Source organism: Streptomyces sp. NPDC029041 (assembly GCF_040637515.1).
GTDB lineage: Bacteria > Actinomycetota > Actinomycetes > Streptomycetales > Streptomycetaceae > Streptomyces.
The window spans coordinates 473,845-495,523 of record NZ_JBEZWO010000007.1 but is presented as its reverse complement, the minus strand read 5'-3'; the positions used below and the strand labels follow the sequence as shown (position 1 = coordinate 495,523).

The following is a 21,679-nucleotide window of genomic DNA, read 5'->3' as shown; positions in this document are numbered from 1 at the left end:
GTGCCCCGTCACCGGGCCGCACCCCCGTCGCGACGCATGTTCAGCCCTCCTCATGCCAGGGGAAGCCATCCGGGTCGGCTGCGGCACGGGCCCGGACCCGGTCATCGTCATGTCCGCGGATCCGGTCCAGGAACGGGAAGTCCTCCGGCTGCACGGCCAGCTTGGCAACAGGCCGCACCGGTAGGGAGCTTGCCCATTGGGCCGGCTGCACCGAGACCTTCCCGACCCGGATCCGCGGCTGCAACTCGAAGGTGCCGGCGGGCAGCAGGTAGACCGTCCCGGGACGCCAGGGCCGCTGCTTCAGCGCCGGTGCGCTGATGGAGAAGTAGTAGTGCGGCTCGCCGAGCCGTTCGTCTCCGTCGGCGAAGCGGGCGCAGCCGTTGATCAATGACATGGGGTGGTGATCCCGGTTCAGGATCGCGTAGTACATCGGCCAGAGCCCGTCGCCGGCGGCGAAGACCGCGCGCCGGTTGCCGAACTCGCTGCTGTCGTCCGGCTGCCGGGGTTCGAAGCGGCCGATCGCCGGATCGCCCGAACCGTGCAGCAGCAGCTCGCCTCGGTCTGCCGCATGGCAGAGAAACTGCCATTTCGGCGCGTCGAGCCGGTAGTCGATGGGCTCGCCGGGGCCGTCCGCGAGCGCTTGCTGCAGAAGCCGGTCGAAGGAAGACGACGTCGTGGGGTCCGGAGGTGGAGCGGGACGCGTCATCCAGTACGCGGGCAGCTTCATCGGAGCACAGTATCCAGTGCGCTCCTCAGGGCACCACGAATCCGGCCGGACGCGCCCTCCCTCGGGCCGGGGAGGGCGCACCGTGTACGACGGCAGGCGGCCCGTCAGGACAGGATCTCGACGTAGCCGTCGCTTCCGTGGACCCGGATCCGCTGCCCGTCCCGGATCAACCGGGTGGCCCGGTCCACGCCCACGACGGCCGGCAGGCCGTACTCGCGTGCGATCACCGCACCATGGGTCATCAGGCCGCCCACCTCCGTCACCAGGCCCGCGATCCCGACGAACAGGGGCGACCAACTGGGGTCCGTGAAGGCCGTGACCAGGATGTCGCCCGCCTCGAGATCGGCGTGCGCCATGTCGAGAATGACACGGGCCCGCCCTTCGACGGTCCCTCCGGAGACCGGCAGGCCGATCAGGGCACCGGCCGGCGCGTCGTCACGCCGGTACGCCCCGTTGACGGTCTCGCCTTCCGAGGTGAGGACCCGCGGCGGTGTGAGCGCGTGGTACGTCCGGAACGCCTCCTTGCGCCGGCGGACGAGCTCGTCGTCCACGGCTTTCGATCGGACGACGTCCTCGAGTTCCTGGAACGTGAGATGGAAGATGTCCTCCCGGTCCGCGAGCACCCGGGCCTGCACGAGACGGTCGGCTTCTTCCATCAGGGCCCGCTTGTAGACGAAGTACCTGCTGACGATGTCGTACTTCGGGTACTCGCGGTACCCGATGAAGGTGCGGACCCGGTCGATCATCCGCTTGGTCTCAGCGGCTTTGTCCTCCCCGTCGGGCAGGGCCCGCAGGCGTGTCAGTACGTCCTGTTCCTTCTTCCACGCCTCCTGCCGGCCCTGCTCGAAGCGCTTTCGCGCGGCCCCCGGTTCGAAGTTCCTGACGTTGTCGAGGATCGCCGGCACGAGCGTTACGGGGCGCTCTCGCCAGCGGGGCCTGGTGACGTCGATCTCTCCGGCGCAGCGCATGCCGTACCGGTCGAGGTAGGCCTCGATGGCGTCGCGTGCTTCGGCGCCGCCGGCGAGTTCCGGCAACTCGTCAAGGAAGCCGTCGTCGTCGGCGTGCTGCAAGAACTCCACCACCTGCCCATGGGGGCGGATCGTGTCCGCTACGTCGAGCAGCGCCAGTCCCATCTCGGACGTGATGTTGCCGGGAGCGGACAACGTCAGGGTGTCGGCCGCGTTCTTCTCGCCCAGCCACTCCTGCAGCTTGTCGTTGAGCCACCAGGTGGCTTCCATGCCCGCCATGATGGCCTGGACGCTCAGCGGGTCGGCGAGCACTCGCTTGTGCTCCTCGAAGGCTTCCCGCAGGAAGTCGAAGAGAGCCGGTCCCGTCTTCGTGCCGATGTCGCGCCGCAGGGCGGCGATGGACGCCTGGCTGCGTTCGATCAGTCCGGTGACGATGGCCGGATCGGTCTCGATCGGGGTGGGTGCGCCGCCACCGGCCCGCGGTCCGCCGGTGGCCGCCCCCGGGCCCGGGTCCGGGAGCGAAGGGACGAAGTCCTCGCGCTCGAGGACGGTTTCCAGCGCATCCCTGGTCAGGGGGTCGCCCCTGCCCACGAGGTCCAGCAGGCCGGCGCGGCTCGCGGGTGATGACAGGGCGCGGGTGGCGTCGACGAACAGCCTGCCGCCGGCGTCGGTCATCCGGGCCATGGCCGTCAGCTTCCACACGGAGAGGCCCAGGGGCTTCATGGGGTCGGTCATCATCTGCTGATGGCCGACGGAGACGTAGACGTGGTTGTCCTGGTCGTCGGTCTCGGGGATGGGAAAGAGCGTCGTGATCGGCCGGCTCTGCACCACATGGAAGACGCCGTCGACGAGGCACCATTCGATGTCCTGGGGGCGGCCGAAGTGCTCCTCGATGCGCCGCCCGAGCCGCACGAGCCGCACGGCCTGTGCATCCGTCAGCGTCGGCTCCTGCTGCCGCTGCGCATCCACCGTCACCTGCCGCGTGCCGCCGTCCGGCAGAGCGTGAACGGCACGCTGCTTGACAGCGATCGTCCTCTCGGCGACCTCGCCGTGGCGGACTTTGTAGACGTCCGGGTTCACCAGGCCGGAGACCAGGGCCTCCCCGAGGCCGAAGCCCGCGTCCACGGTGGCGACCTTGCGGTTGCCCGTGACGGGGTCGGCCGTGAACAGGATGCCGGACGCTTGCGGGAAGACCATCCGCTGCACGACCACTGCCATGTCGACGGTTTTGTGGTCGATGCCGTTGCGCTGACGGTAGGTCACGGCCCGCTCGGTGAAGAGCGAGCCCCAGCACCGGCTGACGTGCCGGAGGACCGCCGTCGGCCCCACGACGTTGAGGTACGTGTCCTGCTGGCCGGCGAAGGAGGCCGTCGGCAGGTCCTCCGCCGTCGCGCTGGACCGGACGGCGCAGGCTGTGCGCTCACCGAGTCGGGCGACCGCCCGGGTGATCGCTTCCACGAGATCCTCCGGGACGGCGATCTCCTCGATGGTCCGGCGGATCCGCGCGCTGAGCGTGCCGATCGCCTCCCTGTCGTCCGGGTCGGTGCGCGACAACTGATCCAGCAGACCCTCGATCGACGGCGATTCCGCCATGATCCGCCGGAAGGCGCCGGTCGCCACGCAGAAGCCGCCCGGCACCCTGACGCCCTCGATCCGCGCGAGGGCGCCCAGGTGGGCGCCTTTGCCGCCGACGACCGCGAGGTGCGTCTCGTCGACGTCTTGGAGGTCCAGCACGTACCGCCCGGTCAACGCGATACCTCCGGCTCCGCCGAACCCCTGGTCGAGCACGTCCCCATCTTCGACACACACCCCTCTTGTCCCCGTTTCCGCAGGTAGTGGCTTCGGTCGACGATTCTGCGACAGCCCCGGGGCCTTGCCGCAAGCCCCCCGGCGCGCTATAACTTAGGAGAGGCAAGGAGAGATCTCCTTGCCTTCGTGCTTTCCGGGGTCACCGGAATTCGAGCTTTTTTCCGGCGAAGCGGCTGTCGCGCGGCGGGCCGTTCGGGACCGCCTGAAGCGGTGATGCTTGCCGTCCGGTGGAGATGCCGTCGCCGGGGCCCGATCACACCGGAGCGAGCCCGGGTCTACAGACCCAGGTCGAGCGCGAGGCACGAGTAGTACTTCCACGAGCCCTCGCGCTCGTGGCTCTTCACACCGCCACGCGGCGTAGCCTCCGCCTCTTCAGCCATGTCTGCGAAGCGGATGCGCTCGGGGAGCCTTCCGTACCGCGCCTGCCGTGCTGCTGCGGCGCTGTCCCTCGTCGGTTCACTGCCCATGACCGGTCTCCCCCTCGAAATCGCATGGTCGCCTTGGACGAACAACAGCATGCCTCCCCTAGCGTCACCGGTCAAGCAGGTGACGGAGAGGGAACGTATGGATGCTCCCGCGGCCACATACACCCGCCGTGGACGACGCGTGGCCGGGAAGGGTGTCACCCTTCCCGGCCACGTCGAAGGGGAATGTCAACCGCGCCTGGGCAGCCGCCAGCCGGGGCGCGGGAAGTGGCAGGTGTATCCCTCCGGGTAGCGCTGGAGGTAATCCTGGTGCTCCGGCTCGGCCTCCCAGAAGGCACCGGCCGGCACGACCTCGGTCACCACCGGACCCGGCCACAGGCCGGACGCCTCGACATCGGCGATGGTGTCCAGCGCGACGCGCTGCTGCTCGTCGTCGAGGTAGAAGATGGCCGACCGGTAGCTCTCACCGATGTCGTTGCCCTGCCGGTTCCGGGTGGTCGGGTCGTGGATCTGGAAGAAGTACTCCAGGATCGCCCGGTAGTCGGTAGCGGCGGGATCGAACACGATCTCGATCGACTCCGCATGCCGTCCGTGGTCACGGTAGGTGGCGTGGGGCTTGTCGTCGTCGCCGCTGTAACCGACCCGGGTGCGGATCACTCCGGGGAGCGACCGGATCAGCTCCTGCATGCCCCAGAAGCAGCCACCCGCCAGCAGCGCCCTCTCCTCGGCATCACTCATGGCGCATCACCTTTCTTGCCGGTACTCGTCCATACTCGCATGTAGTCACCATCTTGGCAGGTGACGAGCCGAGCTGTCACGGCCGGCCCTGTCGCGAGGCCGACGACGATCCCCTGCCCGCGATCCGCGGAGCGTCCGGACCTCACCGGTGGCGAGCGGGCCGGAAACCCGGCAGGTGGCCGAGAATCTCGGGGCGAGCCCGGCAGGAACAGCGGTCCGGTCGATCCGATATGCGCCAATGTCATCTTCTCGCGCCATGAGAGCGAACCGCGACGTCCGGCCCGGGCCGCCGCCCCGGCAGGCACCGGCTGCCTGGGACAACGCGACCTCCGCCACACCTCCATGATTTCCTCACACCTCCACCACGCTGCGAACACTTCCGGCCGCCCGGCGAGCCGCGCCCTCCCGGCGGGGCAGACGGTGCGCCCGGCCCTGCCTAGCCTCCCAGGCCATGCGATCACCCCTGATGAGACGTTTCGGCCTCGGTGCCGTCCTCGCCCTCGCCCTCGCCGTGTTCGGCCTGGCCCCCAGTGCGAGCGCGGCGGCAGCGCCGGCGGAGCTGACCTTCACCACCGACAGCGCCACCACCACGCCCGGCGGCTCGGTCAAGCTGTCGATGACCCTCACCAACAACAACACCCAGGACGTCTGGTTCGTGTACCAGACGATCGAGCCGACGTGGTTGACCACGCAGCGCCCCGACCTCAAGTACAGCTTCTCCGGGTGCAGCCTGACCACGGCGAACGGCCCGGCCGCCTGCTCCGGCACCGGCCCTGCCAACCTCGGCGGCAACTACGGCGCCACCATTCCGCCCGGCCAGAGCCGCACGGTCACGCTGACCCTGGACGTCGCCGGCGACTCCGGCTGCAACGGCAACATCGGCTTCTATTCGTACTTCTACGCCGAGTTCAGCGACTCCACGAACGTCAGCGGCGGACCGGTCTACACGCCCGTCACCCGAGTGCTCTGCTCCTGACACCCCACTCGGGGAGCCGGCGGCCGTGACCTGAAAGTTTCGCTGTCAGGTGTCGGCGTCGGTCTGGACCACTGGCACTCCGACCGGCGGGCCCCACGGCCCGCCGGTGCGCCGCAGGGCCCCGGACCAGCACCCCGGGCCCGAGCGCTCGCCTGGTCCGGCCTCACCCGTCAGCACGGAACGGCTCGTTTCGGTTTCGGGACCACCCCGTTCGACACCTGCGCTTTTCCGTCATGTTCCGCAACATGACCGCGAAATCTCCACACAGACATCACTATGTGACGCGAACGGATGCGTGACGAACTGGCTTCTGAGGGGGACGCCGGCGGCACGCAAGGGGGTGTCCGCTCCACAGGAGCCGTGCTCACCCCTGCCCGGGGAGGGGACCTCACCGCATGAAGCGGACCTTTCGCACCACCGTGCTCACGGTGAGTGCACTCATCGCCGCACTGGGCCTGCCGGCCGGTGCGGCGCACGCCGACACCACGCCCCGCGTCGACCTGCGGGTGCTGGTGGTGAGCGACGGTGGCCCGTCCACCGACGCGATAGCCGCCGAGCTGGCCGCGGCCGGAACGCCGTACACCCGGATCGACCTCACGCAGACCGGCCGGGCCGTCATCGACGCCGACTTCCTCGCGGACACCGTCGACGGCAGGCCGCGCGCCAGGTTCCAGGCCGTGGTGCTGCCGAACGACAACCCGTTCCCGGCCGGGTCCGCCGAGATGGCGGCGCTCACGGCGTACGAGCGGACGTACAACGTCCCCCAGGTCGACGCCTACACCTACGCACGTCCCGAAGCCGGTCTGCAGTACCCGGTCCAGGGCGGCTACTCCGGCAGCATGGACGGCAGGCGGGCGGAGGTGACCGCCGCCGGCAGGTCCGGCCCCTTCGGCTACCTCGACGGGGCGGTGCCCTTCGAGGACAACGACCCGGCCATCGGTGAGAGTTACGCCTACCTGTCCAAGCCCGTGGCGGGGGCCGACTTCACCCCGTACGTCGAGGCGACGATCCCCGGGCGGACGACCAAGGGCACGCTGGTGGGCGAGTACCGGCACGACGGGCGGCGCGAGCTGGTCGTCACCTTCGTCTACAACCGGTACCAGCAGCAGTTCCGGCTTCTGGCCCGCGGCATCGTGGAGTGGATGACCGGCGGGGTGCACCTGGGCGCCTCACGGAACTACTTCTCCGTCCACGTGGACGACGTGTTCGCCGCCGACGACCGCTGGAACAGTCAGCTCAACTGCACCCCGGGCGACGTCGACTGTGAGGATCCCAACGCGACGCCCGACCCGATCCGGATGACGCCCGCCGACGTCGACCACGCCGTCGACTGGCAGCACGGCAAGAACTTCACCCTCGACTTCGCCTACAACGGCGCCGGCAGCGCCGACCACCGCGAGGACAACAACGGTGCCGACCCGCTCGCCGACCGGCTGATCGCACGGCGGGGCGAGTTCCGCTGGATCAACCACACCTACTCGCACCCCTTCCTCGGCTGTGTGCAGGACACCAGCGTCGTGCCGTGGAAATGCGCGACCAACGCCGACGGCAGCACCCGGTGGATGAGCCGCAACGACATCTCCGACGAGATCGCCACCAACCGGGTCTGGGGCGAGAGAGCCGGACTGCCCCTGGTGAACGACGAGTTGGTCACGGGCGAACACTCCGGCATGAAGGTGCTGCCGCAGCAGCCCCAGGACAACCCCAACCTGGCCCTCGCCCTCGACGACAACGACATCGCCTGGCTCGGCTCCGACAACTCCCGTGAGCCCGACCAGCGTCGGGTCGGTCCGGCCACGACCGTGCCCCGCTATCCCATGAACGTCTTCTACAACGCCGGCCGGGCGGCCGAGCAGGTCGACGAGTACAACTGGATCTACACCGGCCGCGCCCAGGGCGGCAGCGGCATCTGCGAGGACAACCCGGCCACCACGACCTGTCTGCCGGCTCCGCTGAACCCCGCCACCGGGTACGCCGACCACATCGTCCCGCTGGAGACCCGGATCGCCCTCGGGCACGTCCTGGCCAACGACCCCAAGCCGCACTTCATCCACCAGTCGAACCTCGCCGAGGACCGTATCGCCTACCCCGTGCTCGACGGCGTCCTGGACGGCTACAAGGCGCTGTTCGCCGAGAACACGCCCGTGGTGAACCCGCGGATGAAGGACATCGGCGCCGAACTCCGGCGCCGGGCCGACTGGCAGGCCGCACTCCGGACCGGGGAGGTCACCGCCTACCGCATCGGCACCACGGTGACCGTCGACGCGCCGGACGGGCTGGCCGTCACCGCGACCCTGCCCACCGGCACCACGCTCGCCGGAGCCGCGTTCGGCGAAGCGTACGCCGGGGCCGTGTCCGGATGGACGCCCTCCGGAGGCACGCCGCTCGTTCTCACCCTGCCGGCGTCCGCCGCGGCTCCGACCACCGGCGACACGGCCGGGCGAGCCCCGGCCACCGGCCCCGCACCACGAACCCGCGTCCCCGCGGGCGTCACCGACCCCGTGGGGCACACCGCAGACGGCTGAACGGCGCATCCACCCCAGACCGACCGCAGGTCCTGGCCGCTAAATGGCGGCCGGGGCCGGCCCGAACCACCCCACTCCTCGGCCGTGGAGCACATCGATGCCCGTTCCCCAGGGCGCGCGACCTACCGAAGCAACGCGCGTCACCCTGCTCACCGAAGGCACCTACCCGCACAGCCACGGAGGCGTCAGCGTCTGGTGCGACCAGCTCGTCCAGGGCATGCCCGACCTCACCTTCGACGTCATCGCCGTCACCGGCACCGGACGTGAGCCGGTCGTGTGGGACCTGCCCGCGCACGTCGCCGGCGTGCTGTCCGTCCCGATGTGGGGCGCCCCCCCTGAGGGCCGCCCGCCCCGGGGCAGGTCCCGCAACCGACTCGCCGCCGCCTACGAGCGGTTCCTGGCCGCGCTGCTCGATCCGCGCGCCGAGGACGGGTTCGCGCCCGCCCTCTACGTGCTGGCACGGGCCGCGTCGGACGGGACGCTGAGCCCCTTCCTGCGCGGAGACCGGGCGATCTCGATCCTCACCGCACTGTGGACCCGTCCTGGTCTCGCCGTGCGCGAGGCACAGCCCAGCCTGCACGACGCGCTCACCGCGACCGCCCTGCTGGAGCACGCCCTGCGCCCGCTGGCCGCCCCGGCTCCCGAGACCGGGGTCGCGCACGCGGTCAGCGGCGGGGTGGCGGTCCTGCCCGGACTCGCCGCCCTCGAACGCCACGGCGTCCCGCTGCTGCTGACCGAGCACGGGGTCTACCTCCGGGAGCGCTACCTCGGCTACCGCACCGCGCCCTACCGCTGGCCGGTGAAGGCCGTGATCCTCGGGTTCTTCCGGCTGCTCGCCCAGGAGAGCTACCGCCGGGCCGCGCTGATCACTCCCGGGAACCGCTACAACCGGCTGTGGGAGGAGGAGGGCGGCGCCGACCCGGAGTCGATCCGCACGGTCTACAACGGCGTCGACCCCGCCGCGTTCCCGGCGGCCGGGCCCGAGCCGGACACCCCCACCCTGAGCTGGGCGGGCCGCGTCGACCCCATCAAGGACCTCGAGACCCTCATCCGGGCCTTCGCCCTGGTCCGCGCCGAACTCCCGCACGCTCGGCTGCGGTTGTTCGGCGGGACGCCACGGGGCGGAGAGGCCTACCGCGAGCGCTGCGAAGCGCTGGCCGCCGAACTCGGACACGCCGATGCCGTCACTTTCGAAGGGCGCGTCGACGACATCAAGGACGCCTACGCCGCCGGGAACGTCGTGATGCTCTCCAGCATCAGCGAAGGCTTTCCCTTCACCCTGATCGAGGCCATGTCCTGCGGCCGGGCGACCGTCTCCACCGACGTGGGCGGGGTGCGCGAAGCCGTGGGGGACACCGGTCTGGTGGTGCCGCCGCGCGATCCGCAGGCGATGGCGACGGCAGCGCTGAAGCTGCTGCGGGACGCCGGGCGGCGCAGGGCCATGGGTGAGGCGGCCCGGCTCCGGGTCATCGAGCAGTTCACCCTCCGGCAGACCATTGACACGTTTCGGTCCGTCTATCTGGAACTGGCCCACCCCGAACAGGAGTCGACGGCCATGACCACCACGGTCAGGATCTCCGCCCCGGTCGTCCACGGCACCGGAAGCCTCGCCCTGTGAGCGGGCCGATATCCCTCGAACCCGGGGGCTCCGAACAGGACACGCTGGCCATCCGGCTGGCCGGCGCCCGCCCGGCCCGCCGCCGGCCACGCTGGGCCCTGGACGACGCCACCCTCGCCATCCGGCTCCCCCGCAACGGGCCCGACGAGCAGGCGGTCAGCGAGCTCGCCGCCGAACTCGCCGACCGCATAGGGCCCGCCGTCCACCCCTACGAGGTGGCCGCGCTGCTGGAGGCGGAGGGACTGTCCGCCTCACTGATCAGCGAACGCTACGGTCACCCGAACCTGTTCTCCCTCGCCTCCGCCCTCTACGAGCGGGTGCCGCGCACCTTCCCCGAACCCGCCCCGGCGGCCGACCCCTGGCGCCCCGACACCCTGCGCTGTCTGCTGCGGGGCGTGCTGTTCGCGCTGCCCGGGCTCGCCTACCTGCTGGCCGCGCCCCTGTGGGACGCCGACGGGTACGCCCCTGCCCTGATCGTGGCCGGGCTTGCCTCCTGGGCGTGGGGGCAGGCACTCGGGCACCGCGCGCACCTGCGGATGACGGCCGGACGCCGGGAGGCCGGCCGTACCCTCCTCGTGGGCTCGCCCGTGGGAGCGGTGGTGGCCACGGCGGTCGCCGCGCTGCCCGCCGGCGGCGGACCGGTGACCCTGGTGGCCGCCGCGCAGTCCGCGTATCTGGCGGCCGCCGGTGTGCTGCTGGTGCTGGGCCGGGAACGGCTGCTGCTGGCGGCGCTCAGCCCGCTGCTCGCGGGTGCGGCCGTCCTGCCGTGGTGGGAGCCAGGCCCCGTGCTCCGGGCCGGGCTTCCCCTGCTGGCGCTGCTCGCCACCCTCACCGTCACCGGCTGGGCGCTGCGGGGCGCCCTCGCCGTCCCGGCCGCCGTCGGCACGACCCGGCCGCGCCTCCTGTGGTCCCTGCCGTACGGCCTGTTCGGCCTGGCCGCCGGGGTGCTGGTGCTGCTGGAGGGGCGGCAGGAGCCGTACGCGGTGATCGTGCTGACGCTGAGCATGGGGCCCGCGGAGTGGCTGCTGTACCGCTACCGGGGACTGTCGGTAGCCGCGCTGCGCGCCACCGCCACGCCCGGCGGGTTCCTGCTGCGTTCGGTCGGCATCCTCGGCCTCTGCCTCTTCGCCTATCTCGCGCCGCTGCTGCCCGCGGCCCTGCTCACCGACGCCGACCCGGTCGCCCTGCTGCTGCTCGCCGCCGTCCTGTGGACCGCGCTGCTCCTCCAGGCGTTCGGGGCGGCCTGGCCGTCGGCCGCGATCTGCCTGACGGCAGCCGGCGGGGCCGGGGCGGTGGCCGTGTTCCATCTGCCACCGGGCGCCGCCCTGGCCCTGCCGCTCGGCTGCGGCGCCGCCGCCCTGTGTCTGTCGGCGTGCGCGCTGTGGCTGCTCGGCCGGCCCGCACCGCACGCCTGAGCCCCGCGCCCCACTCCCCGCTCACATCCCACCCATCCGAAGGGACACCGCAGTTGACCTCCGCACCGCTCGCCGCCGTCACCGGAGCCGAGGGCTTCATCGGCTCGCACCTCACCGAGGCGCTGGTCGCCTCCGGACACCGGGTCAGGGCCATGGCCCAGTACAACTCCTTCTCCTCCTACGGCTGGCTGGAGACCCTGCACCCGGACGTCCTGGACCAGGTGGAGATCGTCCTCGGGGACGTACGGGACCCCGGCTCCGTCCGCGGCCTCCTCGACGGCGCCGACACCGCCTACCACCTGGCCGCCCTGATCGCGATCCCGTACTCCTACCAAGCCCCGAACAGCTACGTGGACACCAACGTCACCGGCACCCTCAACGTGCTGGAAGCCGTGCGCGCCCTCGGCACGCCCCGGCTGGTGCACACCTCCACCAGCGAGACGTACGGCACCGCGCAGACCGTGCCCATCACCGAGGACCACCCCATCAACACCCAGTCCCCGTACGCCGCTTCGAAGGCGGGCGGGGACCGGCTGGCCGACAGCTACCACGCCAGCTTCGACACCCCGGTCGTGACGCTGCGGCCCTTCAACACCTTCGGGCCACGCCAGTCGATGCGGGCGGTCATCCCCACCGTCATCGGGCAGGTCGCGGCCGGGGAACGCTCCATCACTCTGGGCGATCTGCGTCCCACCCGGGACTTCACCTTCGTCAAGGACACCGCTCAGGCCTTCCTGGCCGTCGGTACCGCGCCCGCCGAGCGGGTCGTGGGCCGTACCTTCAACGCCGGAACCGGCGGGGAGATCTCGGTCGGCGACCTGGTCGCGCTGATCGGCAAGGTGATGGACACCGCCCTCGACGTCCGCGAGGACACCGCCCGCATCCGCCCCGCCAACTCCGAGGTGATGCGGCTGGTCGCGGACGCGAGCCGGCTCGGCGCCGCCACCGGCTGGCAGCCCGCGCACACCCTGGAGGAAGGCCTCGCGGCCACCGTCGCATTCTTCCGCGACCCGGCCAACCTCGCCCGGTACAAGACCGGCATCTACAACATCTGACACCACCCAGCGGATCTCGTCCGTCACGTCTGCGCACGTCCACGAAGCGTTCACGAAGGAGGAGCCCCATGCACGCAGTGATCCTGGCGGGAGGCAAGGGCGTCCGGCTGCGGCCCTACACCACCGCACTGCCCAAGCCGCTCGTGCCCATCGGCGACCAGCACGCCATCCTGGAGATCGTGCTGCGCCAGCTGTCCGCGGCCGGTTTCACCAGCTGCACCATCGCCATCGGCCACCTCGGCGAGATCATCCGCGCCTACGTCGGCGACGGCTCCCAGTGGGGCCTGACCGTCGACTACGCCACCGAGGACAGCCCGCTGGGCACCATGGGACCGCTGCTCAACCTGCGCCACCGGCTGCCCGAGACCTTCCTGGTGATGAACGGCGACGTCCTCACCGACCTCGACTACGCCGACGTCCTGCACCGGCACCGCGCGTCCGGGGCCCCGCTGACCATCGCGACGTACGCTCGCAAGGTGCACATCGACTTCGGGGTACTGACCACCGACTCCAGCCGGGTCGTCGCGTTCACCGAGAAACCGAGCATGGACTACCGCGTCTCCATGGGCGTCTACGGCCTGTCACGCAGCACCCTGGAGGGTTATACGCCCGGGCTTCCCCTCGGTTTCGACGAGTTGGTTCTCGACCTGCTCAAGACCGACAACCAGCCGCACGCCTACGACTTCGACGGGTACTGGCTGGACATCGGACGCCCGGACGACTACGACCGGGCCAACGCCGAGTTCACCACCCGCAAGTCGCTGCTGCTCAAGGGAGCCTGAGCACGTCATGCGCATTCTCGTCCTGGGCTTCACCGGCTATCTCGGCGCTCACGTCGTGGAGCGGCTGCGCGCCCTCCCGGACGCGGTGGTGATCGGCGGTGGCCGGTCGCCGGCCGCCGACTTCGACGTCGATCTGGCCCGTGTCCGTCCGGAGCGGCTGGCGAAGACCCTCGCGTCGGCCGCGCCCGACACCGTCGTCAACTGCGCGGGCGCGACCGGCGGTGACGCCGTCACCCTCGCCGAGGTCAACACCCGCGGGCCCGCGGTGCTGTGCGCCGCCCTGCGGGAGGCGGTGCCCGCGGCCCGCCTGGTGCACCTGGGTTCGGCCGCCGAGTACGGCCCGGGCACGCCGGACAGGCCGGTGACGGAGTCGGCGCCCACCCGCCCCATCGGTCCTTACGGTGCGACCAAGCTCGCGGGCACGGTCGCGGTGACCGCCTCGGGCCTGGACGCGGTGGTGCTGCGGGTGGGCAATCCGGTGGGGCCCGGAGCTCCGCCTTCGGGGCTGCCCGGCCGGATCGCCGCGCTGCTGCGCGAGGCGGGCTCCGGCCCGGAGCCGGTGCTGCGGCTCGGCGACCTGTCCGCCCACCGCGACTTCGTCGACGTACGTGATGTGGCGCGGGCGGCGGTGCTCGCGGCCACGGCACCGGGCCCGTTGCCGCCCGTGCTCAACATCGGTGGGGGCGGGGCCGTGCCGGTGCGCGACCTGGTCCGGCGTCTGGCCGGCCTGGCCGGCTTCCGGGGGCGGATCGAGGAAGGCGCGGCGAGCGCAGCGGGTTCGGCGCGCTCGGCGCAGGTGTCATGGCAGTGCAGCGACATCTCCGCCGCCGAGCAGGCCCTCGGCTGGCGTCCGGCGCACTCCCTCGACGACGCGCTGCGGGCGCTGTGGGAAGGCGGCCGCACCTCGTGAGCCTGCTGATCCCGCTGTACGTCCATCCGGCCGAGGACCCGGGTGCCTGGCACCGGCTGATCACCGGCGCGCCCCACACCTACGGTGTCGTGCTCAATCCGGCGAGCGGGCCGGGAGAGGCGCCCGACCCGGCGTTCGTCGCGGCGGCGGATGCGCTGCGGGCTGCGGGGGCGCGTCTGCTCGGCTACGTCGACACCGACTACGGGGTGCGCGAGCCCGCGGACGTCGTGGAGGACGTGCGCCGGCACCGGGAGTGGTACGCGGCGGACGGCTGTTTCCTGGACCGGGTGACGGCGACCGCGGACGGGCTGCCGGCCTGCCGCAGGCTGGTGCGGACGGTGCGCAGGCTGGGTGCGGGGACGGTCGTCCTCAATCCCGGGGTCCATCCCGCGCCGGGGTACGCCCGCCTCGCCGACCTGACCGTCACCTTCGAGGGCCACTGGTCGACGTATGTCTCGGCCTTCAGCCGGCCGGCGTGGGCCGCACGGCACCCGCCCGAGCGGCTGTGCCATCTCGTCTACGGCGTGCCCGAGGCCCTCGTTCCCCTCGCCGTGCGCACCGCGCACGAGCGCGGCGCGGCGGTCTGCGGTCCGGTGACCGGTGAACCGCCCAACCCCTGGGGTCGCTTGACCCCCGCGCTCACCGGGGAGGGGCGATGAGCAGGCCCGCGGCGGTGTGGTGTGCGGCTCTGCTGACCGCGATGACGGCCGCGGCGCTGACGGGCTGTTCGGGCAGCACCGAGCGGCCCGCCGACAAGCACGGGACGCCGTCACCCGCTCGGTCCGTGTGGAAGCCCCGTCCGGGCCTGGCCTGGCAGTGGCAGCTCGACGGCAAGGTCGACGCGTCGGCCGACGTGCCCGTCTACGACATCGACGGCTTCGAGAACTCCGCGGCGGACGTGGCCCGGCTGCACCGCGCGGGAAGGAAGGTCATCTGTTACGTCAACGTCGGCGCCTGGGAGGACTTCCGGCCGGACCGGGACGATTTCCCGCGCTCCGTGCTCGGCAAGCCCAACGGGTGGGCGGGCGAGCGGTGGCTGGACATCCGGCAGCTGAAGGTTCTGCGCCCGATCATGGAACGCCGTTTCGACATGTGCCGCGACAAGGGCTTCGACGCGGTGGAACCCGATCTGGTGGAGGGCTACTCGAATGACACCGGTTTCCCGCTGACCGCACACCACCAGCTCAGATACAACCGGATGATCGCGGCCCTCGCCCATGAGCGGGGGCTGTCGGTGGGGCTGAAGAACGACCTCCCCCAAATTCCCCGCCTGGTGGGCGATTTCGACTTCGCGGTCAACGAGGAGTGCGCCCAGTACGACGAGTGCGGGCAACTCTCCCCGTTCATCGCGGCGGGCAAGGCGGTGTTCCACGTGGAGTACGCGGAACCGCGGAGCGCTTTCTGTGCCGAGTCCCGCCGGCTGGGATTGTCGTCGATGCGCAAGAAACCGGAACTCGGGGTGTGGCGGAGCTCTTGCTGAGCGTGTCGGATCCCGTACGGGGCGGACGGCGACTGGGCAAAACCTGACGGCTCCTCCCTCAGGAAAGGGAGGAGCCGCGGAATGTGATCAGAGGCGTTCGCCTTCTACGGGGTCAGGCGTGCCGGTGCGTACGCCGGTTGCCGGTGACGAGGCGGTAAAGGGCGAGCAGGATGAGGGAGCCGACGATCGCGGCGATCCACGTGGAGAGTTCGAAGAACCCGTCGAGGGAATCCACTCCGAAGATGACCTTGCCGAGCCAGCCGCCGAGCAGACCACCGACGATACCGATGAGCATCGTGACGATGATGCCACCGGGGTCCTTGCCCGGCATCAGGGCCTTGGCGATGGCGCCGGCGAGGAGCCCGATGATGATCCAAGCAATGATGCCCATGGTGCGTCTCCGCTTCGTCGTATAAGGATTCTGTTAAGTCATCGGGTACGCCGATCCCGCCGGATCAAACGTCTCCTTCTGATATCGGCTCCAACTCCGCCTTGAAGCGACCCGATTGCCGGTCGGGACGGCCTGTTGCGATGCGCACGGTTTCCAAAGAAACAAACGCAACGTTTTGCTTCGTTGCATTCAAGAGACGGCCGACGCGTCGGCGGGCCGCGTTTCGTACCCTGACGGCATGCGCATGCGTCCCACCCTGAGCTGGACCCCTGCCGAGGACCTGCCGCCGGGCAGCACGGATCCCGGGCCGGTCGCCGATGCGCTGCGCAGCGGAGGAGTGCTGGTGCTCAGCGGTGCGGGCATCTCCACGGAGTCGGGCATCCCCGACTACCGGGGCGAGGGAGGGAGCCTGAGCCGGCACACCCCGATGACCTACCAGGACTTCACCGCCGCCGCGCAGGCGCGGCGGCGGTACTGGGCACGCAGCCACCTCGGCTGGCGGACCTTCGGCCGAGCCCGCCCCAATGCCGGGCACCGGGCTGTTGCGGCCTTCGGACGGCACGGCCTTCTCGCGGGGGTCGTCACCCAGAACGTGGACGGCCTGCACCAGGCGGCCGGCAGTGAAGACGTCGTGGAACTGCACGGAACGCTCGACCGGGTCGTCTGCCTCTCCTGCGGCGCCCACAGCCCGCGCCGCGAACTCGCCGTGCGGCTCGAGGAGGCGAACCCTGGGTTCGAGCCCGTGGCCGCAGGAATCAACCCCGACGGGGACGCCGATCTCACGGACGATCAGGTCGCAGACTTCCGCGTGGTTCCCTGCACGGCATGCGGCGGCATCCTCAAACCGGACGTGGTGTTCTTCGGCGAAGCCGTTCCGCCGCAGCGAGTCGAGCACTGCCGCGAGTTGGTCCGTGCGGCGACCTCGCTGCTGGTCCTGGGCTCCTCCCTGACCGTGATGTCCGGACTCCGCTTCGTCCGCCAGGCGGCGCAGGCGGGGAAGCCGGTGCTGATCGTCAACCGGGACCAGACCCGCGGCGACCAGTACGCCCTCACCCGGGTTTCCCTCCCCTTGGGCGCAGCCCTGAGCTCCGTCTCGCTGCAGCTGGGCCTTGCCGTCGACTGAGTGGACCAGGGAGCGCCGTGGCCGTGGCCTGGCCCGATCGCCCGCGCTGAGGCTCCAGCGTCCCGCCCTCAGATCCCTGACCGCCATGCGGGCGGTGAAGGAGTGACTCCCGTCCCGCGCGTACAGCGGGGGCACCTCCCGTACCGCGCCCGGGTCCGCATGGGCGCGCAGCACGGTGGGGGCGGGACCGGGCCGGGCCCGTCCGTCGGACGGCCGCTGACGATGAGCGTGGCGCGGTCGGAGGCGCCCCAGGCGGCTTCCGTCACCCAGGACGTCGCCCCTCCGTTCGCCGGACCCGCAGGGAGAAGTGACCGTCGGGGGTGAGGACGGGGCAGGCGGTGGCGGGTCCGTGCCCGGACGGCACATCGTCGGCCGCTCCCTCCGGGCCGGGGCGGCCCGTCGGCCGTCGGCGTCCGTGGAAATCTGCCAGAGCCTGATGGTCCGGCCGACTCCGTCGCAGCGTACGTCCAGGTAGAGGTCCCCCGGGCCGTCGCCGGCCGGAGCGCCCGCGTCCACGGCCCCAGGTCCACGTCGACGGTGAAGCCGGCCTCCGGGTCGATCCCGGGCGGGGCGACGCCGACGGTCGCGGACACGTGAAGGCCCGGGTGCCGGAAGCCGGCCCGTCGGCCGTCGGCGTCCGTGGAAATCTGCCAGAGCCTGATGGTCCGGCCGACTCCGTCGCAGCGTACGTCCAGGTAGAGGTCCCCCAGGCCGTCGCCGGGCGGAGCGCCCGCGTCCACGGTCCCAGGTCCACGTCGACGGTGAAGCCGGCCTCCGGGTCGATCCCGTAGTGCGGGGCGACGCAGACGGTCGCGGACACGCGGAGGTCCGGGTGCCGGAAGCCGGCCCGCCGGGCCCGGCTCAGTGTCCTCACCGGACGCGCCCCGGGACCGGTCGGCCGTACTCCTCGGCGTCCAGCGGTGCGCGTACGGGTGGGCGGCGCTCGCCCTGCCTCGCGAACAGCCTACGTCTGCGGGCCACTTCCCCTGCACGCCGGAACGTGTCCCACGGCGAGAACGGCAGCTCGCCTTTCCGCTTCGACGGTGTGTGCCGTGTCACACCTTTCCGGGCCCGCCTAAGTTGTCTGCATCACAGCGGAATTGTCCATATCGCGTCCATGCTCGAATCGGACGTCAGCCCCCGAAGTGGGGCTCATCTCCACCTTCTTGGGCACGCAGTTCAAAGTGACCCACGACACAGCACGCGCGACATTCCCCCCTCGGAAGGTTCCCCAGCATGGCCGCATACCTCTGCCCGCCAGCCGTGATTCACGGCGAGCACGCCGTGAAGACCAGCGAGATCGTGGCGGAGGTGAGCGACCGGCACCGGCATGCGGCGTGGGCGCCGCGGATCGACGGCATCGCCGCCAGTACGGGCATCGAGACCCGCGGCTGGATGCTGCCGCTGGAGACCGCCGTCGCGCCCGGCAAGGGCAGCGCTCTGCACGCCGTCGGCATCGAGCCGGCCCAACAGGCGCTGGCACACGGCGGGTTCGCGCAGCAGGACGTGGACCGCGCGATCGCCGCACTCGAGTCCATACCCGTCCCGCAGACCGTCCAGGAGCGCACCGCGCCCGCGTGGGAGGCCGTGCAGTCCTACGGGGAGCGCGCGGCGCGCGGGGCCCTGCAGACCGCCGGACTGGACGCCGCGGACGTCGACTGCCTGATCACCAGTCACTCCACCACCCCGGCGCTGCCGGGCCTGGATATCGCCCTGGCCAACAGGCTGTCGCTGCGCAGCGACGCGATGCTGCTGCCGGCCACCCAATGGGCGTGCATCGCGGGTACGCGCTCCCTCGCGCTGGCGGCGGAGCTGGTCGCGGCCGACCCCGACCGGGTGGTCCTGGTCGTCATCTCGGAGGCGCTGAGCACCACCTACCAGCCGGGGGACGACACGCTCGAGTCCTTGATCGTCCGGCTGCTGTTCGCGGACACTGCGGTCGCCGCGGTGGTCACCGGCCGCCGGAGGCCCGAGTCGGTGCTGCGGCTGGACGCGGCCTGGCACCACACTCTGCCCGGCACCCAGGACCTGCACCGGCTGGAGACGCGCGCGGACGGCACCCACTTCGTGATGGACCGGCGTGGGCCGCGCGCCGTACAGGAGACGGTCACCGCGATGTGGGAGTGGCTGCGCACCCGGTACCAGGACGACCCGGACTCCTGGCACCCCGACGTACTGCTCGCGCACCCCGGAGGGACCCGGGTGCTGGAGTACATGGAGCAGACGATGCCCGACGGGTGGCCGTCGGGGCTGCTGGACTACAGCCGGGAGAGCTACACCAGCGGCAACCGCGGAGGCGCGGCGGTGTTCGACATCCTGCGGCGGGCCCATGACGCGGGCCGGCTCGAGGCGGGGCATCGCGCCGTGCTGTACGCCGCGGCACCGGGCCTCACCGCGACCGCCCTGGAAGGGCAGTGGCTGTAGCACGCCGGAGGGTGCCGGCGGTGGCCCCTGGGAAGTGCGCCTCCCTGCGCCGCGCCCCCCTGGGCCGGTCACGTCACCTCGCGACCTCCGCCCAGACGATCTTGCCGGTGTCCGTCCACCGCACCCCCCACCGGGTGGTGAGCCGGTGCACGATGCTCAGGCCACGTCCGCCGTTGTCGAGCAGGTCGCCGCGCCTCAGGCGCGGCCTGCCGTTGCCGGTGTCGCCCACCTCGCACAGCAGGCCGTGACCCGACCTGATCAGCCGTACCGTCACGGGTCCGGTCGCGAAGCGCACGGCGTTCGTGACCAGCTCGCTGACCAGCAGCAGTGTCTTGTCCCTGGTGTCGTCCCTGGTGCCCCACTGACTCAGCAGCGCGGCGACCCGCTCCCGGGCGTGGGCGGGGGCATCGCTGCGGGCGGGCAGCCGCCAGGTCGCCGTGTCCCCCTTGCGGTAGCCGATCATCCGGGCGAGCAGCAGGGTCACGTCGTCGCGCTGGGGCGCGGGTGCCAGTGCGGAGACGACGTCCCGTGCCGTCTGCTGCAGGGCGTCCCAGGGATGAATGTGGGAGACGATGTCCGCCAGCCGGTCGATGCCTTCGTCGATCGAGAGGGCGGGGTCCTCCACCAGCCCGTCGGTGTACAGGGCGAGCACGGAACCCGGAGGCACGCCGATGGTGTACACGTCGAACGGCTCCCGCAGCGCGAACTCGGCGCCCAGGCCCGGGTGAGGCCGGATCGAGAGCGCCCCCGCGCGGCCGTCCGGGGAGACCAGGATCGGGGGCAGATGGCCGGCGCTGGACAGCGTCACATGGTGACCCACCGGGTCGTACAGGGCGATGCAGCAGGTCGACCCCAGGGCGCTGTAACCGGCCGCCAGCCCGGACTCCGCGTCGTCCAGCAGCGTCACGGTCTCGTCCAGGTGTTCCAGTACCTGGTCGGGTGCGAGCCCCGCGGACAGCAGCGCGCGGGCCTCCATGCTCAGCTGCCCCATGGTCGCGGCGGCTCCCAGACCGTGCCCGACGACGTCACCGACCACCAGCGCGGTACGGCCGTCGGGCAACGGGAAGCTGTTCACCCAGTCGCCGCCGACGCCGGCGCTGTCGGGGGTGGCGGGCTGGTAGACGCTGGCGATCTCGATGGTGTCGCCGCCGGACCGGGGCAGGAGCCGGCGCTGCAGGGCCAGCACCTGTGTGTGTTCGCGCTGGTGCCGGCGGGCCAGGTCCACGTGGTGGGCGGTTCTGGCCACCAGTTCCTGCAGGTCGAACAGCTCGCTGTCGCGGAAGGGGCAGTCCGCCCGCCGCCACACCTCCGCCACGCCCAGTACGACGGGCGGCGCGCCGTCCAGGACCAGGGGGATGCACGCCACACCCGCCGACCGGCCGCCGGGCACCAGGGCGCGTACCACGCGGGGGCTGCCGAAGACCCGCTCGACCGCCTGGCGGTCGGGGATGACGATCGTCTGCGGGGCGTCGTCCCGCAGGACCGCCTGAGCCAGCAGACGGCTCGCGTCGCCGGGCAGATCGTCGCCCGGTGTCGTGTAGCCCTCGGGCCACACCCGGTCCGGGACCAGGGCCGCCCGCCGCAGGTGGATCCGCCCCTGGGCCTTGCCGGTGACTCCCTCGCCCGTCCACACGGCGAAGTCGAGGTCGACGGCGGCGACGTCTCCCCAGGCCAGCAGGGACTCCGCCAGCGACTGCGCGGTCTCGCCGATGTCCAGTGAGGTGCCGATCGCGGTCTCGGCGGCGTAGAGGTGCAGCCGCCTGGCCATGGCGATCACGGAGACGGTCAGGCCCTCCTCCGGCGACGCGGCGGGCAGGATGCTCATCGACACGACCAGCTCGGATCCGTCGTGCCGCCTCAGCCGCTGGATCCGGGCGACGTGCGCCTCACCGCTCTCCACGACCTGTCGCAGCCTGCGTGTGACCGTCGGTACGTCGCCCGGGGGAAGGAGATCGACGAATGGTTTCCCGGCGCCGGCCTCCAGACCCGCGAACACCGGGGCGTCGAGGTTGCAGCGGGTGATGATCAGATCCGTGTCCAGGTTGACCGCACCCAGGATCTGCTCCTGTTGTCCGGGCCCCGGAGGGTCGGGAACCCGCCGACGGGTGGCACGGTCGCCCCGCGCGTCGGCCGCTGACGCTCCACCTTGCGGGATGTAGCGGCCGAGAGCGCGACTGACCAGCTCGAACGCCGAGGAGGACGAGGGCGGGGGTGTGGAGTCCATGCGGCTCTCTCAGCATTCCCCGGCATGAGTGCCGGGGCTTTGTTCGGACCCGTGCGGTGGGGCCCCGAGTCCCTGACCGCACACCTCAT

At 71.5% G+C, this 21,679-nt stretch carries 17 protein-coding genes; 11 read left to right on the top strand and 6 right to left on the bottom strand.

Features of this window, described 5'->3' with window-relative positions:
* Positions 1 to 40: 40 nt before the first annotated feature.
* The 4 genes from AB0F04_RS20890 to msrA all read right to left on the bottom strand — a co-directional run bounded on the left by AB0F04_RS20890 (position 41) and on the right by msrA (position 4,667).
* Positions 41 to 727 (bottom strand): hypothetical protein, encoded by a 687-nt coding sequence (locus AB0F04_RS20890; protein ID WP_362043448.1) that lies wholly within the window; start codon positions 725 to 727, stop codon positions 41 to 43.
* Positions 728 to 831: 104 nt separating this feature from the next.
* A complete protein-coding gene (gene rph / locus AB0F04_RS20885) occupies positions 832 to 3,444 on the bottom strand; it encodes a rifamycin-inactivating phosphotransferase (protein ID WP_362043535.1) in 2,613 nt (870 codons plus the stop codon).
* 335 nt (positions 3,445 to 3,779) lie between these two features.
* Positions 3,780 to 3,971: a hypothetical protein gene (locus tag AB0F04_RS20880; RefSeq protein WP_362043447.1), complete on the bottom strand. Its 192-nt coding sequence runs from the start codon at positions 3,969 to 3,971 to the stop codon at positions 3,780 to 3,782.
* A gap of 186 nt (positions 3,972 to 4,157) precedes the next feature.
* Positions 4,158 to 4,667, bottom strand: coding sequence for a peptide-methionine (S)-S-oxide reductase MsrA (gene msrA / locus AB0F04_RS20875; RefSeq protein ID WP_362043446.1), 510 nt, complete (start codon positions 4,665 to 4,667; stop codon positions 4,158 to 4,160).
* A gap of 451 nt (positions 4,668 to 5,118) precedes the next feature.
* On the opposite strand from msrA, the gene AB0F04_RS20870 reads away from it, so the two are divergent.
* The 9 genes from AB0F04_RS20870 to AB0F04_RS20830 all read left to right on the top strand — a co-directional run bounded on the left by AB0F04_RS20870 (position 5,119) and on the right by AB0F04_RS20830 (position 15,428).
* Positions 5,119 to 5,643, top strand: a complete 525-nt coding sequence (locus tag AB0F04_RS20870; protein ID WP_362043445.1) for a hypothetical protein — start codon at positions 5,119 to 5,121, stop codon at positions 5,641 to 5,643.
* Between the two features lie 395 nt (positions 5,644 to 6,038).
* The gene (locus AB0F04_RS20865; RefSeq protein WP_362043444.1) at positions 6,039 to 8,168 is read left to right on the top strand and encodes a hypothetical protein; all 2,130 of its coding nucleotides are present in this window, start codon (positions 6,039 to 6,041) and stop codon (positions 8,166 to 8,168) included.
* A 97-nt stretch (positions 8,169 to 8,265) separates the two neighbouring features.
* Entirely contained in the window at positions 8,266 to 9,786 is a 1,521-nt protein-coding gene (gene pelF, locus AB0F04_RS20860; protein ID WP_362043443.1) for a GT4 family glycosyltransferase PelF, read from the top strand.
* Positions 9,783 to 11,201, top strand: a complete 1,419-nt coding sequence (locus AB0F04_RS20855) for a hypothetical protein (RefSeq protein WP_362043442.1) — start codon at positions 9,783 to 9,785, stop codon at positions 11,199 to 11,201. The genes pelF and AB0F04_RS20855 overlap by 4 nt, the downstream gene beginning before the upstream one ends.
* Positions 11,202 to 11,254: 53 nt before the next feature.
* Positions 11,255 to 12,256 carry a GDP-mannose 4,6-dehydratase gene (locus tag AB0F04_RS20850; RefSeq protein ID WP_362043441.1) on the top strand — a complete coding sequence of 334 codons (1,002 nt, stop codon included), beginning with the start codon at positions 11,255 to 11,257 and terminating at the stop codon, positions 12,254 to 12,256.
* Between the two features lie 68 nt (positions 12,257 to 12,324).
* A complete protein-coding gene (locus AB0F04_RS20845; RefSeq protein WP_362043440.1) occupies positions 12,325 to 13,038 on the top strand; it encodes a sugar phosphate nucleotidyltransferase in 714 nt (237 codons plus the stop codon).
* 7 nt (positions 13,039 to 13,045) lie between these two features.
* The gene (locus tag AB0F04_RS20840; RefSeq protein ID WP_362043439.1) at positions 13,046 to 13,948 is read left to right on the top strand and encodes an NAD-dependent epimerase/dehydratase family protein; all 903 of its coding nucleotides are present in this window, start codon (positions 13,046 to 13,048) and stop codon (positions 13,946 to 13,948) included.
* Entirely contained in the window at positions 13,945 to 14,607 is a 663-nt protein-coding gene (locus AB0F04_RS20835; protein WP_362043438.1) for a spherulation-specific family 4 protein, read from the top strand. Before AB0F04_RS20840 ends, AB0F04_RS20835 begins: the two co-directional genes overlap by 4 nt.
* The gene (locus tag AB0F04_RS20830) at positions 14,604 to 15,428 is read left to right on the top strand and encodes an endo alpha-1,4 polygalactosaminidase (RefSeq protein ID WP_362043437.1); all 825 of its coding nucleotides are present in this window, start codon (positions 14,604 to 14,606) and stop codon (positions 15,426 to 15,428) included. The genes AB0F04_RS20835 and AB0F04_RS20830 overlap by 4 nt, the downstream gene beginning before the upstream one ends.
* A gap of 112 nt (positions 15,429 to 15,540) precedes the next feature.
* Here the strand turns inward: AB0F04_RS20830 and AB0F04_RS20825 are convergent, their stop codons facing one another.
* Complete coding sequence (locus AB0F04_RS20825; protein WP_362043436.1) at positions 15,541 to 15,819, bottom strand: GlsB/YeaQ/YmgE family stress response membrane protein; 279 nt, start codon at positions 15,817 to 15,819, stop codon at positions 15,541 to 15,543.
* Positions 15,820 to 16,057: 238 nt separating this feature from the next.
* On the opposite strand from AB0F04_RS20825, the gene AB0F04_RS20820 reads away from it, so the two are divergent.
* Complete coding sequence (locus AB0F04_RS20820; protein ID WP_362043435.1) at positions 16,058 to 16,942, top strand: NAD-dependent protein deacetylase; 885 nt, start codon at positions 16,058 to 16,060, stop codon at positions 16,940 to 16,942.
* A 1,236-nt stretch (positions 16,943 to 18,178) separates the two neighbouring features.
* Positions 18,179 to 19,366, top strand: coding sequence for a type III polyketide synthase (locus AB0F04_RS20815; RefSeq protein ID WP_362043434.1), 1,188 nt, complete (start codon positions 18,179 to 18,181; stop codon positions 19,364 to 19,366).
* Between the two features lie 73 nt (positions 19,367 to 19,439).
* Here AB0F04_RS20815 and AB0F04_RS20810 read toward each other — a convergent pair whose 3' ends face one another.
* Positions 19,440 to 21,590, bottom strand: a complete 2,151-nt coding sequence (locus tag AB0F04_RS20810) for a SpoIIE family protein phosphatase (RefSeq protein WP_362043433.1) — start codon at positions 21,588 to 21,590, stop codon at positions 19,440 to 19,442.
* Between the last annotated feature and the right edge of the window lie 89 nt (positions 21,591 to 21,679).

What these genes read in the sequence shown, in the direction of transcription:
- AB0F04_RS20890 (WP_362043448.1), bottom strand. Translation starts at nt 727, where the DNA reads ATGAAGCTGCCCGCGTACTGGATGACGCGTCCCGCTCCACCTCCGGAC.
- AB0F04_RS20880 (WP_362043447.1), bottom strand. Translation starts at nt 3,971, where the DNA reads ATGGGCAGTGAACCGACGAGGGACAGCGCCGCAGCAGCACGGCAGGCG.
- msrA (WP_362043446.1), bottom strand. Translation starts at nt 4,667, where the DNA reads ATGAGTGATGCCGAGGAGAGGGCGCTGCTGGCGGGTGGCTGCTTCTGG.
- AB0F04_RS20870 (WP_362043445.1), top strand. Translation starts at nt 5,119, where the DNA reads ATGCGATCACCCCTGATGAGACGTTTCGGCCTCGGTGCCGTCCTCGCC.
- AB0F04_RS20865 (WP_362043444.1), top strand. Translation starts at nt 6,039, where the DNA reads ATGAAGCGGACCTTTCGCACCACCGTGCTCACGGTGAGTGCACTCATC.
- pelF (WP_362043443.1), top strand. Translation starts at nt 8,266, where the DNA reads ATGCCCGTTCCCCAGGGCGCGCGACCTACCGAAGCAACGCGCGTCACC.
- AB0F04_RS20845 (WP_362043440.1), top strand. Translation starts at nt 12,325, where the DNA reads ATGCACGCAGTGATCCTGGCGGGAGGCAAGGGCGTCCGGCTGCGGCCC.
- AB0F04_RS20840 (WP_362043439.1), top strand. Translation starts at nt 13,046, where the DNA reads ATGCGCATTCTCGTCCTGGGCTTCACCGGCTATCTCGGCGCTCACGTC.
- AB0F04_RS20830 (WP_362043437.1), top strand. Translation starts at nt 14,604, where the DNA reads ATGAGCAGGCCCGCGGCGGTGTGGTGTGCGGCTCTGCTGACCGCGATG.
- AB0F04_RS20825 (WP_362043436.1), bottom strand. Translation starts at nt 15,819, where the DNA reads ATGGGCATCATTGCTTGGATCATCATCGGGCTCCTCGCCGGCGCCATC.
- AB0F04_RS20820 (WP_362043435.1), top strand. Translation starts at nt 16,058, where the DNA reads ATGCGCATGCGTCCCACCCTGAGCTGGACCCCTGCCGAGGACCTGCCG.
- AB0F04_RS20815 (WP_362043434.1), top strand. Translation starts at nt 18,179, where the DNA reads ATGGCCGCATACCTCTGCCCGCCAGCCGTGATTCACGGCGAGCACGCC.
- AB0F04_RS20810 (WP_362043433.1), bottom strand. Translation starts at nt 21,590, where the DNA reads ATGGACTCCACACCCCCGCCCTCGTCCTCCTCGGCGTTCGAGCTGGTC.